Consider the following 16,701-nt stretch of genomic DNA (forward strand, 5'->3'; position numbering starts at 1 on the left):
CAGGAGGGTGGGGGAGGGGGGCGGGCCGGGTGGTGCAGCTGGAACACGTAGGGAGCGTCGGGGGGGGCGCGGTCGGATGATCGGAGAGGGGGGCGTAGGGGGGGGTGGGGGGGGGGGGGGCAGGCCCGGCGGGGGGGGGGGTGGGGCAGGGGTGTGGGGGGGCGCGCACAGCGAAGGGGGCGGAATAGGCTCCCTCGCCACAACTGCGCTCTGGCCTTAGCGCTTCTGGGTCAATGCGCGGCGTTCGAACTCGACGATGCGCTGACGGTAGTGCTCGATCGTCTGCGCGGTCAGCACGCTGCGCTGGTCATCTTTCAGTTCGCCGTTCAGCTCCTGGGACAGCTTGCGTGCTGCCGCGACCATCACGTCGAAAGCCTGTTTCGGATGACGCGGGCCTGGCAGACCGAGGAAGAAGCTCACCGCCGGAGTGCTGAAATGGTCGATGTCGTCCAGATCGAAAATGCCCGGCTTGACCGCGTTGGCCATGGAGAACAGCACTTCACCGTTGCCAGCCATGCTTTCGTGGCGGTGGAAAATATCCATCTCGCCAAAACGCAGACCGCTTTCGAGAATGTTCTGCAGCAGCGCCGGGCCCTTGAAGCCAGCCGGGTCGCGGCAGATCACGCTGATCACCAGGACCTCTTCGGCTTGCGGCTGATCTTTTTCCGCCACAGCCGGTGCAGGCTTGCTGTCTTCGGCGAAATCGTCATCACGACTGCTGAAGCTCGGACCGCCGTCCAGATCAAGGTCGAGGTTCAGATCGCCCTGCGCCGGGCCATTGCTGCCGCGCTTGCCACGTTTGGAACCGGATTCACGCGGCTCGCGGGCTTCACGGTTGGGCATGCTCACCGACGGCAGATCGTGCTCGTCCAGTTGCGGCTCCTTGTGCGTGTCCAGCACGCGGGCCGGGCCCAACAGCTCGGCGCTGGTGTCCTCGTCCGGCAGATTGGACAGGCTCCGGTCGAGACGGAATTTCAGCTTTCCCTTGCCGCCGCGCATACGGCGCCAGCCATCGAAAAGAATACCGGCTATCACAATGATGCCGATGACGATCAGCCACTCGCGCAGACCGATTTCCATGTAATCCCGTGCCTCTATAAAAAATGCTGAAAAATAAGGGGTTTACACTGCGTAAACCGCTTTAAAACGTGGCGCCAACTCTATGTTCTGACAGGCGTTTTGCCCACGTATACGAAAAATTGACATTAAACTAGCACGATCAAAGGCTTCGCAGCTACAAGCTTTAAGCGCCAAGCCACAAGCCGTCCACCTGCAGCCTGGAGCTTGTCACTTGCAGCACCGCCGCTAGGCGTCCACCATCGCCATCGCCTCCTCGACATCCACCGCCACCAGCCGCGAACAACCCGGTTCATGCATGGTCACGCCCATCAACTGCTCGGCCATTTCCATGGCGATCTTGTTGTGGGTGATGTAGATGAACTGCACGGTCTGCGACATCTCTTTGACCAGCCGTGCGTAGCGTCCAACGTTAGCGTCATCCAGTGGCGCGTCAACCTCGTCGAGCATGCAGAACGGCGCCGGATTCAACTTGAAGATGGCAAAAACCAGGGCCAGTGCAGTCAGGGCTTTTTCGCCACCGGAGAGCAAATGGATGGTGCTGTTCTTCTTCCCGGGCGGCTGCGCCATGATCGTCACCCCTGTATCGAGTAGATCTTCGCCCGTCAGTTCCAAATACGCCCGTCCACCGCCGAAAACTTTTGGAAAAAGTGCCTGTAAACCGCCATTGATCTGATCAAAGGTATCTTTGAAACGATTGCGGGTTTCCTTGTCGATCTTGCGAATGACGTTTTCCAGGGTCTCCAGCGCCTCGACCAGATCGGCGTCCTGCGCATCCAGATAACGTTTACGCTCCGATTGTTGCGTGTATTCATCGATGGCCGCGAGGTTGATCGCGCCCAGGCGCTGAATCCGCGCGTTGATGCGTTCGAGTTCTTCTTCGGCTTCGCGTTCACTGGCTTGCGCCGTCAATGTCGCGAGCACGCCGTTGAGATCGTAGCCATCTTCAAGCAATTGGTCCTGCAAGGCCTTGCGGCGCACGGTCAGGCCTTGCCACTCCATGCGCTGCTGTTCGAGCTGGCCGCGAATCAGCTGCGATTGCTGTTCTGCCTGGGTCCGGCGTTTTTCCGCATCGCGCAGTTCGCGATCGGCGTCTTCCAGGGCGATCTGCGCAGTCTTGAGTTCTTCGTCGACGGTCATGCGCTTGTCGAGCAACTCTTCGAGTTTGAGGCGGAGCTCTTCCAGCGGCGCCTCGCCCTCCTCCAGATTCAGACTCAACTGTTCGCGCTTCTCAGTCAGGCGCTCGGCCTGCATTTCCAGACGCTCCAGCGCCTGACGCGTGGAGTCATGCTGGGCGCGCAACGAGCCGAGACGCACGGCCAGTTGATGGGCGTGATCCTTGTGCTGCCGCGCTTCCTGACGCACGCGATCAAGGCGCTCGCGCAGGCTGTCGCGCTGGGCCAGCAGTAACTCGCGCTGCTCGGTGTCGAGCGCCATGGCATCCAGTGCTTCCTGCAATTGCATGCGCGCCTCGCCGACCTGTTCGTGCTCAAGCTCGCGCTGTTCGGCGAGTTCGACCAGTTCTTCATCAAGACGGGTGCGACGCAATGTCAGCTGTTCGGCCTTGGCTTTGCCGGCGGACAGCTGCGCTTTCAATTCGCCTTGCTGGCGCGCTTCGTCTTGCAGCAAACGACGCAAATGTTCGCGGCCGTTTTCCTGCTGGCGCTGTTGCGCACGCAAGGTTTGCAGACGGGTTTCCATGGCCTCGACCGTGGCTTCGCGCTCTTCGCGCTCCAGTTGCAGGTCTTCGATTTCCTGGCCGCGGGCGAGCATGCCGCTTTCCGCTTCGCTCGCGCGACGAACGCGTAAAAAATGTCGACCCACCCAATAGCCATCGCGACTGATCAGGCTTTGCCCGGCACTCAACTGACCGCGCAACGCCAGCGCTTGCTCAAGGCTGTCGACCGGTTTGACCTGACCAAGCCACGGCGACAGATCGATCTGCGCCTCGACTTTATCCAACAGGCTGCCCGCCACTCGCACGCCATCGCTGGCCGGGCTGAGCAGACGCAAATCGCCTTGGGTGAAACCGGACAAATCAAAACCGCTGAAGTCGTCGACCAGCACCGCTTGCAGATCGGCGCCAAGCACGGTTTCCACCGCCAGCTCCCAACCCGCCTCGACCTTCAGGCCTTCGGCCAGACGCGGACGCTCGGCGAGGTTGTGTTCCTTCAACCATTCGGCGGTGCCGGTGCCCGGGTCGAGCGCGGCCTGCTGCAAGGCTTCCAGCGATGCCAAACGCCCGTTGAGCCGCTGCAGATCGCCCTGCGCCTGCTGCTGGGCGGTCAACGCCTGCTGCAATTCCTGACGCAGTTGTTCGAGCTTTTCGACCTGCGCTTCTTCGCTGGTCTGCAAATCTTCCAGGGTCGCTTCGGACTCGGCGAGCTGCTCGTTGAGCGCCATGATCGCCGCATCTTCCGGATCGGCTGAAAGCAACGCACGTTCTTCGCCGAGGCGTTTCTGTCGGTCGGCCAGGCGCTCCATGCTGCTTTCCAGCTGCTGGATCCGCGACTGTTGCACTTCGGCCTGACGGCGCGGTTCGGCAGCCGTCAGGTTGAAGGCGTCCCACTGCTCCTGCCAGCCGTGCATGGTGGTTTCGGCTTCTTCAAGCGCAGCGGCGGCTTCTTCGGCGGCGGCGCTGGTGACTTCCTGCTCGGGGGTGAGCATGTCCAGCTCTTCACCGAGAGTCAGCAGCAAGGTGCGGTCGTGGCCCAGGTGCGATTCGGTTTCCAGACGCGCGCGCTCGGCTTCTTTCAGATCGTCCTGCAACTGGCGCAAACGCTGCTGGCCGTGCTGAATGCTCTGCTCGACCCGGGCGATGTCGCCGCCGACCGAATAGAAGCGGCCCTGCACCAGATTGAAGCGCTCGGACAGGTCGTGGTGGCCGTCGCGCAGGCGTTCGATGGCCGCGTCGGCGTTACGCTGCTCGGCGACCAACGCTTCGAAGCTGACTTCCTGGTTGCCAATGATCGACTCGCGCTGGCCGACCTGCTCGTTGAGATCCTGCCAGCGCAGGGCCGACAGTTGCGCCTTGAGCTGACGCTCTTCGGCCTTGAGTTCCTGGTACTTTTTCGCCGCCTCGGCCTGACGGTGCAGACGTTCGAGCTGGCGCTCCAGCTCTTCGCGCAGGTCGGTCAGGCGTGCGAGGTTCTCGTGGGTGCGGCGGATGCGGGTCTCGGTCTCGCGGCGGCGCTCTTTATATTTCGAGATGCCGGCGGCTTCTTCGATGAAGTTACGCAGGTCTTCAGGCTTGGACTCGATCAGCTTGGAGATCATCCCCTGTTCGATGATCGAGTAGCTGCGCGGGCCGAGGCCGGTGCCGAGGAAGATATCGGTGATGTCGCGCCGACGGCATTTGGTGCCGTTGAGGTAATAAGTGGTCTGGCTGTCGCGGGTGACTTTGCGGCGGATGGAAATTTCCGCGTAGGCGGCGTATTCGCCGAGCAGCGTGCCGTCGGAGTTATCGAACACCAGCTCGATGCTCGCCTGACTCACCGGTTTACGGCTGGTCGAGCCGTTGAAGATGACGTCGGTCATCGACTCGCCACGGAGGTTCTTCGCCGAACTTTCGCCCATCACCCAGCGCACGGCGTCGATGATGTTCGACTTGCCGCAACCGTTCGGCCCGACGACCGCCGCCATGTTACTGGGGAAGTTCACCGTGGTCGGGTCGACGAAGGACTTGAACCCCGCCAGTTTGATGCACTTTAGCCGCACGCTCAGGCGACCGTCAGCGCAGACACCACCAGATCGCAGCTGCGCTGGGCGTACGCCGTGAGCACGATGCGGATCTGCGGCAAATCACGGGCGAGCACGGCAGCGAGCAAGCGTTCGAACAGCTCGAGGAACTCGCTCATTTCCGCTTTGCGCTGTTCGAGGGCGAGAAAGTAGGCGCGGCTCATTGCCGGCTGGAGGTTCTCGACGGTTTCCTGCAGATACGGATTGTTGGCAAACGGATAGGCGGCGCGCATCACCGCGAAGCTGTCATCGACGAAGCTGCGGATATCGCCGCGCTCGTAATTGGCGGTCAGGCGCTGCTGGATCTGTACGAACGGCGCCATGTCCGACTGCACTTGCCAGCCGTTGGCCACGGAATTGCCGAGCAGGATGTACAGCTCGCTCATCAGCGTGCACAGGCTCTGCACCTTGTGCGGCGTCAGCTCGGTAACGTGGGCGCCACGACGCGGCAGGATCGCGATCAGGTGACGACGCTCAAGGATCAGCAAGGCTTCGCGGACCGAACCGCGGCTGACGTTGAGCGCCAGCGTGACCTTCTGTTCCTGGATGCGCTCTCCCGGCTTCATTTCGCCACGAATGATGCGTTCGGCGAGGTGGTGAGCGATTTGCTCGGCGAGGCTGTCCGGCGCCTTGAACGTCATGGTTGTCCTTCAAACTCTATCGATCTGCACAAGCGGCGCAGTGTAGCGCAAATGCACGGTCATGGCGGAGTGCCCACTCAGCGGTTTTTGGCACGAATCCCGCAAAAAAGCGCGGTGACCGATGAAGGTCAATACTGAATAGACACGCTGTTGATCGACGAAACGGATTTTCCTGACCTTTAAGTCAGAAAACCATTGACCGAAAAGTCAGACCTGCTAAATTCGGTCCACGTCGGTTAACAACAATAATGAGTCTGCGAGGCCTTCCGTGATCCAGTTTTTACTTAACCAGGAACTCCGTAGCGAGCACGCCCTGGACCCGAATCTGACTGTGCTCAACTACCTGCGCGAACACGTGGGCAAGCCCGGCACCAAAGAAGGTTGCGCCAGCGGCGACTGCGGCGCCTGCACCGTGGTGGTTGGCGAGTTGCAGACCGATGACACGGGGCGTGAACACATCCGCTATCGCAGCCTCAATTCGTGCCTGACTTTCGTCTCGTCCTTGCACGGCAAGCAACTGATCAGCGTCGAAGACCTCAAGCACAAAGGCGAACTGCACAGCGTGCAGAAAGCCATGGTCGAGTGCCACGGTTCACAGTGCGGCTTCTGCACCCCCGGTTTCGTCATGTCGCTTTTCGCCCTGCAAAAGAACAGCGATGCCCCGGATCAGGCCAAGGCCCACGAAGCGCTGGCCGGCAACCTCTGCCGCTGCACCGGCTACCGGCCAATCCTCGCCGCCGCCGAACAATCCTGCTGCGCCAAACCAGCGGATCAGTTCGACGCCCGTGAAGCCGAAACCATCGCCCGCCTCAAGTCCATCGCGCCGACCGATATCGGAGAACTCAACAGCGGCGACAAGCGTTGCCTGGTGCCGCTGACCGTCGCTGATCTGGCCGATCTCTACGACGCTTATCCACAAGCACGCCTGCTCGCTGGCGGCACCGATCTGGCGCTGGAAGTCACCCAGTTCCACCGCACCCTGCCGGTGATGATCTACGTCGGCAACGTCGCCGAAATGAAGCGCATCGAGACCTTCGCCGACCGCATCGAAATCGGCGCCGCCACTGCCCTCTCCGACTGCTACGAAGCGTTGAACGCCGAGTATCCGGACTTTGGCGAACTGCTGCACCGCTTCGCCTCGTTGCAGATCCGTAACCAGGGCACCCTCGGCGGCAACATCGGCAACGCCTCGCCGATTGGTGACTCGCCACCGCTGCTGATTGCTCTCGGCGCGCAGATCGTGCTGTGCAAAGGCGAAACCCGCCGCACCTTGAACCTGGAAGATTACTTCATCGACTACCGCGTCACCGCGCGCCAGGAAAGCGAATTCATCGAAAAAATCATCGTCCCGCGCGCCAGCGCCGAGCAGTTGTTCCGCGCCTATAAAGTGTCGAAGCGTCTCGACGACGATATCTCCGCCGTCTGCGCCGCGTTCAACCTGCGCGTGGAAAACGGGGTGATCGCCGACGCCCGCGTGGCCTTCGGCGGCATGGCGGCGATCCCCAAACGCGCCGCGCATTGCGAAGCCGTGCTGCAAGGCGCGCCCTTCACCAACGCGGTGATCGAGCGTGCCTGCGCCGCGCTGGCCGAAGATTTCACACCGCTCTCGGACTTCCGCGCCAGCAAGGAATATCGCCTGCTCAGCGCGCAGAATCTGCTGCGCAAATACTTCATCGAACTGCAAACACCGCACATCGAGACTCGGGTGACCGCTTATGTCTAACCATCACGCCGTAGAGAAGACCCAGGCTGAGCTGGCCGAACTGTTCGCCCAAGACCTGACCACCGGTGTCGGCCGCAGCGTCAAGCACGACAGCGCCGCCAAGCATGTGTCCGGTGAAGCGCAGTACATCGATGATCGCCTGGAATTCCCCAACCAGTTGCACCTGTATGCGCGCCTGTCGGACCGCGCCCACGCGAAAATCCTCAGCATCGACACGCAGCCGTGCTACGCCTTCGAAGGCGTGCGCATTGTCATCACCCACGAAGACGTGCCGGGCCTGAAAGACATCGGCCCGCTGATGCCGGGCGATCCGTTGCTGGCGATCGATGACGTGCAGTTCGTCGGCCAACCGGTGCTGGCGGTCGCGGCGAAAGACCTGGAAACCGCACGCAAAGCAGCGATGGCGGCGATCATCGAATACGAAGATCTCGAGCCAGTGCTGGATGTCGTCGAAGCCCTGCGCAAACGTCACTTCGTGCTCGACAGCCACACCCACCAGCGCGGCGATTCGGCCTCGGCGCTGGCCACCGCAGAGCATCGCATTCAAGGCACGTTGCACATCGGCGGCCAGGAACACTTCTACCTGGAGACGCAAATCTCCTCAGTCATGCCCACCGAGGACGGCGGCATGATCGTCTATTGCTCGACGCAGAACCCGACCGAAGTACAGAAACTGGTCGCCGAAGTGCTCGACGTGTCGATGAACAAAATTGTCGTCGACATGCGCCGCATGGGCGGTGGTTTCGGCGGCAAGGAAACCCAGGCCGCGAGCCCGGCCTGCCTGTGCGCAGTGGTGGCGCACCTCACCGGCCAGCCGACCAAGATGCGTCTGCCGCGGGTCGAAGACATGCTGATGACCGGCAAGCGCCACCCGTTCTATGTCGAGTACGACGTTGGTTTCGACAGCAGCGGCCGTCTGCACGGGATCAATATGGAGCTGGCCGGCAACTGCGGCTGCTCGCCGGATCTGTCCGCGTCGATCGTTGACCGGGCGATGTTCCACTCGGACAACTCGTACTACCTCGGCGATGCCACCATCAACGGTCACCGTTGCAAGACCAACACCGCGTCGAACACTGCTTATCGCGGTTTCGGTGGCCCGCAGGGCATGGTCGCCATCGAGGAAGTGATGGACGCGATTGCCCGTCACTTGAAGCTCGACCCGCTGACGGTGCGCAAGGCCAACTATTACGGCAAGACCGAGCGCAATGTCACCCACTACTACCAGACCGTCGAGCACAACATGCTCGAAGAGATGACCGCCGAACTGGAAGAAAGCAGCCAGTACGCCGAGCGGCGCGAAGCGATCCGTCGCTACAACGCCAACAGCCCGATCCTGAAGAAAGGCCTGGCGCTGACTCCGGTGAAATTCGGGATTTCCTTCACGGCGAGTTTCCTCAATCAGGCCGGTGCGCTGATCCACATTTACACCGACGGCAGCATCCACCTGAATCATGGCGGCACGGAAATGGGCCAAGGCCTGAACACCAAAGTCGCCCAGGTCGTGGCGGAAGTGTTCCAGGTGGAAATCGACCGTGTGCAGATCACCGCGACCAACACCGACAAGGTGCCGAACACTTCGCCGACCGCTGCCTCCAGCGGCGCCGACCTGAACGGCAAAGCTGCGCAGAACGCAGCGCAGACCATCAAGCAACGCTTGATCGAGTTCGCCGCGCGGCACTACAAGGTCAGCGAAGAAGACGTCGAATTCCGCAACGGCCACGTGCGTGTGCGCGAGCAGATCCTGACGTTCGAAGCGCTGATCCAGCAGGCGTATTTCAATCAGGTCTCGCTGTCGAGCACCGGGTTCTACAAGACCCCGAAAATCTATTACGACCGCAGTCAGGCCCGTGGCCGTCCCTTCTACTACTTCGCTTTCGGCGCAGCCTGCTGCGAAGTGATCGTCGACACCCTGACCGGCGAATACAAGATGCTGCGCACCGACATCCTGCATGACGTCGGCGCCTCGCTGAACCCGTCGATCGATATCGGTCAGGTCGAGGGTGGCTTCATTCAAGGCATGGGCTGGCTGACCATGGAAGAGCTGGTCTGGAACAACAAGGGCAAGCTGATGACCAACGGCCCGGCCAGCTACAAGATCCCGGCCGTGGCGGACATGCCGCTCGATCTGCGGGTGAAACTGGTGGAAAACCGCAAGAACCCGGAAGACACGGTGTTCCATTCCAAGGCTGTCGGTGAACCGCCGTTCATGCTCGGCATCGCCGCGTGGTGCGCGATCAAGGATGCGGTGGCGAGCCTCGGTGATTATCAGCATCAGCCGAAAATCGACGCACCGGCCACGCCGGAGCGAGTGTTGTGGGGGTGTGAGCAGATGCGCCAGTTGAAGGCGGTAAAGGCTGTAGAAGCCGAGACCGAGCTGGCTCCGCTCTAGGACCGAGGCGCGGCCATTCGCGAGCAGGCGCGCTCCCACAGGGATATGCATTGCCATTGTGGGAGCGAGCCTGCTCGCGAAGAGGCCGGCATAGACAACGAAGATGTCGAGGTGAACATGTACAACTGGATCGACGCCCTCGCCGACCTGCAGAACCAGGGCGAGCCCTGTGTACTGGTGACGATCATCGAAGAACTCGGCTCGACGCCACGCAACGCCGGCTCGAAAATGGTCGTCAGCGCCGACCGCCTGTTCGACACCATCGGTGGCGGGCATCTGGAATTCAAAGCCATGCAGATCGCCCGCGAGATGCTCGCCAGCGGCAAGCAGGACACGCATCTGGAGCGCTTCAGCCTTGGCGCCAACCTCGGCCAGTGCTGCGGCGGCGCCACCGTGTTGCTGTTCGAACCGATGGGCCAGGTGCAGGCGCAGATTGCCGTGTTCGGCGCCGGCCACGTCGGCCGCGCCCTCGTGCCGCTGCTCGCCAGCCTGCCCTGCCGGGTGCGCTGGATTGACTCGCGCGAGGCCGAGTTCCCCGAACACATCCCCCACGGCGTGCGTAAAATCGTCAGCGAAGAGCCGGTGGATGAAATCGATGACCTGCCTGCCGGCAGCTATTGCATCGTCATGACCCACAACCATCAGCTCGATCTGGAGCTGACCGCGGCGATTCTCAAGCGCAACGATTTCACCTGGTTCGGCCTGATCGGTTCGAAAACCAAGCGCGCCAAATTCGAACACCGCCTGCGTGATCGTGGTTTCGACCCGAGCGTCGTGCAGCGCATGCGTTGCCCGATGGGCATCGGCGAAGTCAAAGGCAAATTGCCTGTGGAAATCGCCATCTCCATCGCCGGCGAAATCATCGCCACCTACAACGCCAGTTTCGGCCAGCACAGTGTCCCCGCCGAACCGATTGCCCGACTGCTGCCCGCCTCGCGCCGCAGTCAGGCGGCCAAACTCAAAGCCTCAAACTGATTAGAGAACCCTCATGCCTCTGACTCGCAAAGCCTACCGCGCCGCCATCCTGCACAGCATTGCCGACCCTGCCGAGGTCGGCATTGAAGCCTCCTATGAATATTTCGAGGATGGCCTGCTGGTGGTCGATGACGGCAAGATCAGCGCCGTCGGCCACGCCAGCGAACTGCTGCCAACCCTGCCGGCGGATATCGAGATCAACCATTATCAGGATGCGCTGATTACACCGGGCTTCATCGATACGCACATCCATCTGCCGCAAACCGGCATGGTCGGCGCCTACGGCGAGCAATTGCTCGATTGGCTGAATACCTACACCTTTCCCTGCGAAAGCCAGTTTGGCGACAAGGCCCACGCCGACGAAGTCGCCGACATCTTCATCAAGGAACTGCTGCGCAACGGAACCACCACGGCGCTGGTGTTCGGCAGCGTGCATCCGCAATCGGTGAATTCGTTTTTCGAGGCCGCCGAGAAGCTTGACCTGCGCATGATCGCCGGCAAGGTCATGATGGACCGCAATGCCCCGGACTATCTGGTCGACACCGCCGAATCCAGCTACGTCGAGAGCAAGGCGCTGATCGAGCGCTGGCATGGCAAGGGTCGTTTGCATTACGCAGTGACGCCGCGCTTCGCCCCCACCAGCACCCCGGAACAACTGACCCTCGCCGGGCAACTGCTGACGGAGTATCCGGATCTGTACATGCAGACCCACATCAGCGAAAACCTCAAGGAAATCGAATGGGTCAAGGAGCTGTTCCCGGAGCGCAAGGGCTACCTCGACGTCTACGATCACTACCAACTGCTCGGCGAGCGCTCGGTGTTCGCTCATGGCGTGCACCTGTGTGACGACGAATGCGCGCGACTGGCGGAAACCGGCTCGGCGATCTCGTTCTGCCCGACCTCGAACCTGTTCCTCGGCAGCGGCCTGTTCAACCTGCCGATGGCCGAAAAGCACAAGCTCAATGTCGGCCTCGGCACCGACGTCGGCGGCGGCACCAGTTTCTCGCTGCTGCAAACCCTCAACGAAGCCTACAAGGTGATGCAACTGCAGGGCGCGCGATTGAGTCCGTTCAAGTCGCTGTATCTGGCGACCCTGGGTGGCGCGCGGGCGCTGCGTCTGGAAGACAGGATCGGCAATCTGCGGCCGGGCTCGGATGCCGACTTCCTGGTGCTGGATTACAACGCCACGCCGCTGCTCAGCTATCGCTTGAAGCAGTCCAAGAACATTGCCGAGACGTTGTTCGTGCTGATGACGCTGGGGGATGACCGCACGGTTGCGCAGACGTATGCGGCGGGGGCGTTGGTGCATCAGCGCTGAGTTTTTTCAAAGCATAAAAAATCCCCCGGTGATGTACGCCCCGGGGGATTTTTGTTGGCGGTCAGATTGTCTTCGCGAGCAGGCTCGCTCCCACCTTGAAATGCATTCCCCTGCGGGAGCGAGCCTGCTCGCGAAAGCCGCGACTCGGTTTCAGATCAGAGCTTGGCGCTCGAGCGCCCCGGCTTCTTGGTCTGCAACAAATGCGAGAACACCGCATGCAGGTCATCCGACGCACCTTCCTCGTCGAGGTTGAGCTTGCTGTCGATGTGATCCATGTGATGCATCATCAGGTTCACCGCCAACTCGCCGTCGCGCTTCTCGATCGCGTCGATCAGTTGAGTGTGTTCGTCGTACGAGCAGTGCGAACGGTTGCCGCTTTCATACTGGGCAATGATCAGCGAAGTCTGCGAAACCAGGCTGCGCTGGAAGCTGATCAACGGTGCGTTCATCGCCGCTTCCGCCAGTTTCAGGTGGAATTCGCCTGACAGACGAATACCGGCGCCGCGATCGCCACGGGAGAAACTGTCGCGTTCGTCATTGACCATCTGCCGCAGTTCGGCGATCTGCTCGGCGGTGGCGTGTTGCACGGCCAATTCGGTAATGGCGCGTTCGACCAGACGCCGGGCGAGGAAAACCTGACGCGCCTCTTCAACGCTCGGGCTGGCGACCACCGCGCCACGGTTCGGCCGCAACAGCACCACGCCTTCATGGGCCAGACGCGACAGCGCGCGGCGAATGATGGTGCGGCTGACCCCGAAGATTTCCCCCAGCGCTTCTTCGCTCAATTTCGTGCCGGGCGCCAGACGCTGTTCGAGGATGGCCTCGAAGATATGCGCGTAGACAATATCGTCCTGGGTCCCGCTGCGGCCGGCTTTGCCTGCTCGCGGTTGTTTCTTGAGGGGTTGCAACTGTTCGTTCATGGGCACTCGAGTCGGGAAAACTGCGGCGAATAGACCGTGACTGTAATACGGCACAGTAGGTCGCTGGCAAGTATCGCGTAAAAAACAGCGCGATTGTACACAATGAATGGTGGCAACACGACTGTACGGCTGTTTGCGACTTCGGCTGTATTGCAACGGCAGGTTACGTTTGAGTTTAGGCTTGATCGCAGAATCCGCCTTCTACGCACTATCCCCTGTAGGAGTGAGCCTGCTCGCGATGGCGGTGTGTCATTCAGAGATAATTCGACTGACACACCGCCATCGCGAGCAGGCTCACTCCTACAGGGGGATTGCGTCGAAGGGGACCTCTCCATTGGTATAAGGAACACCGCCGTCATGACCGACGCCACCCACGCCCGCCTGCGCCCGCTGGCCGATACTTCGCCTTCCGCCATCGTCGCCGGTTTCATCGCGATGATGACCGGCTACACCAGTTCGCTGGTGCTGATGTTCCAGGCCGGGCAAGCGGCCGGGCTGAGCAGCGGGCAGATCTCCTCGTGGATCTGGGCGATCTCGATCGGCATGGCGGTGTGCTCGATCGGCCTGTCGCTGCGCTATCGCACACCGATCACCATCGCCTGGTCGACCCCCGGCGCGGCGTTGCTGATCACCAGCCTGGGCGGTGTCAGCTACGGCGAGGCGATCGGCGCCTACATTACCTGCGCGGTACTGGTGACGATTTGCGGCCTGACCGGCAGCTTCGAACGGCTGGTGAAAAAGATCCCGGCTTCCCTGGCGGCGGCATTGCTCGCCGGGATTCTGTTCAAGATCGGCAGCGAAATCTTTGTCGCCGCGCAACACCGCACCGGGCTGGTGCTGGGGATGTTCTTCACCTATCTGCTGGTCAAACGCCTGTCGCCGCGTTATGCCGTGCTCGCTGCGCTGCTGATCGGCACCGCGCTGTCGGGCTTCATGGGGCTGCTGGATTTCAGCGGCTTTCATCTGGAAGTGGCGACGCCAGTCTGGACTACGCCGCATTTCTCTCTGGCGGCGACCATCAGCATCGGCATTCCGCTGTTCGTGGTGGCGATGACCTCGCAGAACATGCCCGGCATCGCGGTGCTGCGTGCCGACGGCTATAACGTCCCGGCCTCGCCACTGATCACCACCACCGGCATCGCCTCGTTGTTACTGGCGCCGTTCGGCTCCCACGGCATCAACCTCGCGGCGATCAGCGCGGCGATCTGCACTGGCCCGCATGCCCACGAAGACCGCAACAAACGCTACACCGCCGCGGTGTGGTGCGGGGTGTTCTACGGGATTGCCGGGGTGTTCGGCGCCACATTGGCGGCCCTGTTTGCCGCATTGCCGAAAGAACTGGTGCTGTCGATTGCCGCACTGGCGCTGTTCGGCTCGATCATCAATGGTTTGAGCATCGCCATGAGCGAGGCGAAGGAACGGGAAGCTGCACTGATCACCTTTATGGTCACCGCGTCGGGGCTGACGCTGTTTTCCATTGGCTCGGCGTTCTGGGGGATTGTTGCGGGGGTGGTGACGCTGGTGATTTTGAATTGGCGTAAAGCTTAAGATCAAAAGCCCCTCACCCTAGCCCTCTCCCGGAGGGAGAGGGAACTGACCGTGGTGTCTGGAAGAGGTGCGCCACATGAGGTACCGAGTCGAACTCATATCTTGAAAAGCCCACAAATCGGCTCCCTCTCCCTCGGGAGAGGGCTGGGGTGAGGGGTGAATCCACCACTGAATCCAAGTCGAACACCCAAACCCCAGACGAAAAAAAACGGCGACCCGAAGGTCGCCGTTTTTTCAGTATCACTTCGCCGCGTTGATCGGCTTTTCCGGATACCACACGTCCAGCAGCGGGCTGACTTCGTACTTGGTCAGCTCGGAGCGGTTTTTCAGCCAGGCTTCAACGGCAGCGCGCTGCTCTTCGTTGACCGAGCCACGCTTCTGCAGGCATACCAGACCGAAGTCGTCGCCGCCAACATAACCCAGACCGTTGGCTTCCATGGCTTCTTTGATGAATGCTTCGAGGAAAGCGTCAATGGCTTCTTCGGACAAGTCTTCTTTGAAGTCCAGGTTCAGTTCGAAACCCAGCTCTTGAAATTCATCAACGCACAGTTTTTTGCGCAGACGCTGGGAACGGTTAGTCGCCATTGGAACAATCCTCTTAAGTAATAACGGCCGGCACTTTACCAGTTTAAGCCGGCGATTGCCCGACTCTCTGGCCGCTGCGGCCGACCGCCTGTAAAAAAATAACCCCTTGGCCGGCCCTGACACGGCACAAGCTGTTACAGCTTGGGGCATAATGCCGACACTTTCATGACCACTGAGGGCCTTTTCATCCATGTCCTCGTCTTTTTCCCCCTCTTCAGCAGGGTTTTATTGCATATGATCAAATCGTTGCGTCCACTGTTTCTCGCTGGCCTTCTTCTGCCTTTGGCCCTGCCCGTTTCCGCTGCCACCATCAACACTTCCCTTACCCCGAACGTCGAAAAAGCCCTCAAGGCCAGCAAGCTGCAGCCCACTGCGCTGTCGCTGGTGATGGTGCCGCTCGACGGTCCGGGCACGCCGACCGTGTTCAACGCCGATGTGTCGGTCAACCCGGCCTCGACGATGAAACTGGTCACCACCTACGCGGCGCTGGAAATGCTCGGCCCCAACCATCAGTGGAAAACCGAGTTCTACACCGACGGCGATCTCAGCGGCGGCATTCTCAACGGCAATCTCTACCTCAAGGGTGGCGGTGACCCGAAGCTGAACATGGAGAAACTCTGGCTGCTGATGCGCGACCTGCGCGCCAACGGCGTCACACAGATCACCGGCGACCTGATCCTCGACCGCAACTTCTTCGTGCAGCCGCAATTGCCGGAATTCAACGATGACGGCAACGACGACAACAAGCCGTTCCTGGTCAAGCCCGACTCGTTGCTGGTCAACCTGAAAGCCCTACGCTTCGTTGCACGCAATGACGGTGGCCGCGTGTTGATTTCGGTGGAACCGCCGATTGCCAGCATTCGTATCGAAAACACCGTCAAGGCGCTGCCCTCCAAGCAATGCACCGGCGGCGTGCGCTACAACCCGGTGCCGCAGGCCGATGGCAGCGTGACCGTGACAGTCGGCGGCCAGTTGGGCGAAGGCTGCAGTTCGCAGACCTACCTGTCGCTGCTCGACCACGCCACCTACACCGCCGGCGCCGTGCGCGCGATCTGGAAGGAGCTGGGTGGCAGCATCCAGGGCAAGGATCGTCTGGCGCCGACGCCGAGCAGCGCCAAGTTGCTCGCCCGCGCTTACTCGCCGGATCTGGCCGAGATCATCCGCGACATCAACAAATACAGTAACAACACCATGGCTCAGCAGCTGTTCCTCAGCCTTGGCCAGCGTTTCCGCAACGACGCCGACGGTGATGACGCGCGGGCGGCGCAGCGCGTGGTCCGTCAATGGCTGGCGAAGAAAGGCATCACCGCCCCGCATCTGGTGATGGAGAACGGCTCTGGTCTGTCGCGGGCCGAGCGAGTCAGTGCGCGTGAGATGGCCAATATGCTGCAGGCCGCCTGGCACAGCCCGTACGCCGCCGAATACATCAGCTCGCTGCCGATTGCCGGTACCGACGGCACCATGCGCAAACGTCTGAAAACCACGGCGATGCGCGGCGAAGCCCACGTCAAGACCGGTACTCTGAACACCGTGCGCGCAATCGCCGGTTTCAGCCGTGACGTCAACGGCAATACCTGGGCGGTGGTGGCGATCCTCAACGACAAGGCCCCGTTCGGTGCCTCGTCGGTGCTCGATCAGGTGCTGCTGGATCTGTACAAACAGCCGAAACTGCCGCAGACCGCTTCGGTGCTCTGACCGACGCTGAAACCCCTGTAGGAGTGAGCCTGCTCGCGATAGCGGTGTATCAGACGCTGACATGTGTCTGGACGGACGCTATCGCGAGC

The 16,701-nt window shown here is 61.2% G+C and carries 11 protein-coding genes; 6 read left to right on the forward strand and 5 right to left on the reverse strand.

Annotation, left to right across the window (positions count from 1 at the left end):
- Window positions 1-216: 216 nt before the first annotated feature.
- The 3 genes from zipA to AEQ63_RS08620 form a co-directional block, all read right to left on the reverse strand.
- Complete coding sequence (gene zipA / locus AEQ63_RS08610; RefSeq protein WP_041479106.1) at window positions 217-1,080, reverse strand: cell division protein ZipA; 864 nt, start codon at window positions 1,078-1,080, stop codon at window positions 217-219.
- Window positions 1,081-1,305: 225 nt separating this feature from the next.
- Window positions 1,306-4,794, reverse strand: a complete 3,489-nt coding sequence (gene smc, locus AEQ63_RS08615; RefSeq protein WP_064362832.1) for a chromosome segregation protein SMC — start codon at window positions 4,792-4,794, stop codon at window positions 1,306-1,308.
- A 2-nt stretch (window positions 4,795-4,796) separates the two neighbouring features.
- Window positions 4,797-5,456: a GntR family transcriptional regulator gene (locus tag AEQ63_RS08620; RefSeq protein ID WP_039763015.1), complete on the reverse strand. Its 660-nt coding sequence runs from the start codon at window positions 5,454-5,456 to the stop codon at window positions 4,797-4,799.
- A 268-nt stretch (window positions 5,457-5,724) separates the two neighbouring features.
- Between AEQ63_RS08620 and xdhA the strand changes: the two genes are divergently transcribed.
- From xdhA to guaD, 4 genes are all read left to right on the forward strand, one after another.
- The gene (gene xdhA / locus AEQ63_RS08625) at window positions 5,725-7,179 is read left to right on the forward strand and encodes a xanthine dehydrogenase small subunit (protein WP_064362834.1); all 1,455 of its coding nucleotides are present in this window, start codon (window positions 5,725-5,727) and stop codon (window positions 7,177-7,179) included.
- Entirely contained in the window at window positions 7,172-9,571 is a 2,400-nt protein-coding gene (gene xdhB / locus AEQ63_RS08630) for a xanthine dehydrogenase molybdopterin binding subunit (RefSeq protein WP_064362835.1), read from the forward strand. The genes xdhA and xdhB overlap by 8 nt, the downstream gene beginning before the upstream one ends.
- A 117-nt stretch (window positions 9,572-9,688) precedes the next feature.
- Window positions 9,689-10,546 carry a xanthine dehydrogenase accessory protein XdhC gene (gene xdhC, locus AEQ63_RS08635; protein WP_064362837.1) on the forward strand — a complete coding sequence of 286 codons (858 nt, stop codon included), beginning with the start codon at window positions 9,689-9,691 and terminating at the stop codon, window positions 10,544-10,546.
- A 13-nt stretch (window positions 10,547-10,559) separates the two neighbouring features.
- Complete coding sequence (gene guaD / locus AEQ63_RS08640; protein ID WP_064362839.1) at window positions 10,560-11,864, forward strand: guanine deaminase; 1,305 nt, start codon at window positions 10,560-10,562, stop codon at window positions 11,862-11,864.
- A 155-nt stretch (window positions 11,865-12,019) separates the two neighbouring features.
- Here the strand turns inward: guaD and AEQ63_RS08645 are convergent, their stop codons facing one another.
- A complete protein-coding gene (locus AEQ63_RS08645) occupies window positions 12,020-12,784 on the reverse strand; it encodes a GntR family transcriptional regulator (RefSeq protein ID WP_039763010.1) in 765 nt (254 codons plus the stop codon).
- A gap of 357 nt (window positions 12,785-13,141) precedes the next feature.
- Between AEQ63_RS08645 and AEQ63_RS08650 the strand changes: the two genes are divergently transcribed.
- Window positions 13,142-14,332, forward strand: coding sequence for a benzoate/H(+) symporter BenE family transporter (locus tag AEQ63_RS08650; RefSeq protein WP_042608437.1), 1,191 nt, complete (start codon window positions 13,142-13,144; stop codon window positions 14,330-14,332).
- A gap of 240 nt (window positions 14,333-14,572) precedes the next feature.
- Here the strand turns inward: AEQ63_RS08650 and AEQ63_RS08655 are convergent, their stop codons facing one another.
- Window positions 14,573-14,917 (reverse strand): YggL family protein, encoded by a 345-nt coding sequence (locus AEQ63_RS08655; protein WP_016773843.1) that lies wholly within the window; start codon window positions 14,915-14,917, stop codon window positions 14,573-14,575.
- Window positions 14,918-15,151: 234 nt separating this feature from the next.
- Between AEQ63_RS08655 and dacB the strand changes: the two genes are divergently transcribed.
- A complete protein-coding gene (gene dacB / locus AEQ63_RS08660; protein ID WP_039763007.1) occupies window positions 15,152-16,612 on the forward strand; it encodes a D-alanyl-D-alanine carboxypeptidase/D-alanyl-D-alanine endopeptidase in 1,461 nt (486 codons plus the stop codon).
- Window positions 16,613-16,701: the final 89 nt, after the last annotated feature.

It is taken from the genome of Pseudomonas sp. RIT-PI-o (genome assembly GCF_001297215.1).
GTDB lineage: Bacteria > Pseudomonadota > Gammaproteobacteria > Pseudomonadales > Pseudomonadaceae > Aquipseudomonas > Aquipseudomonas moraviensis_A.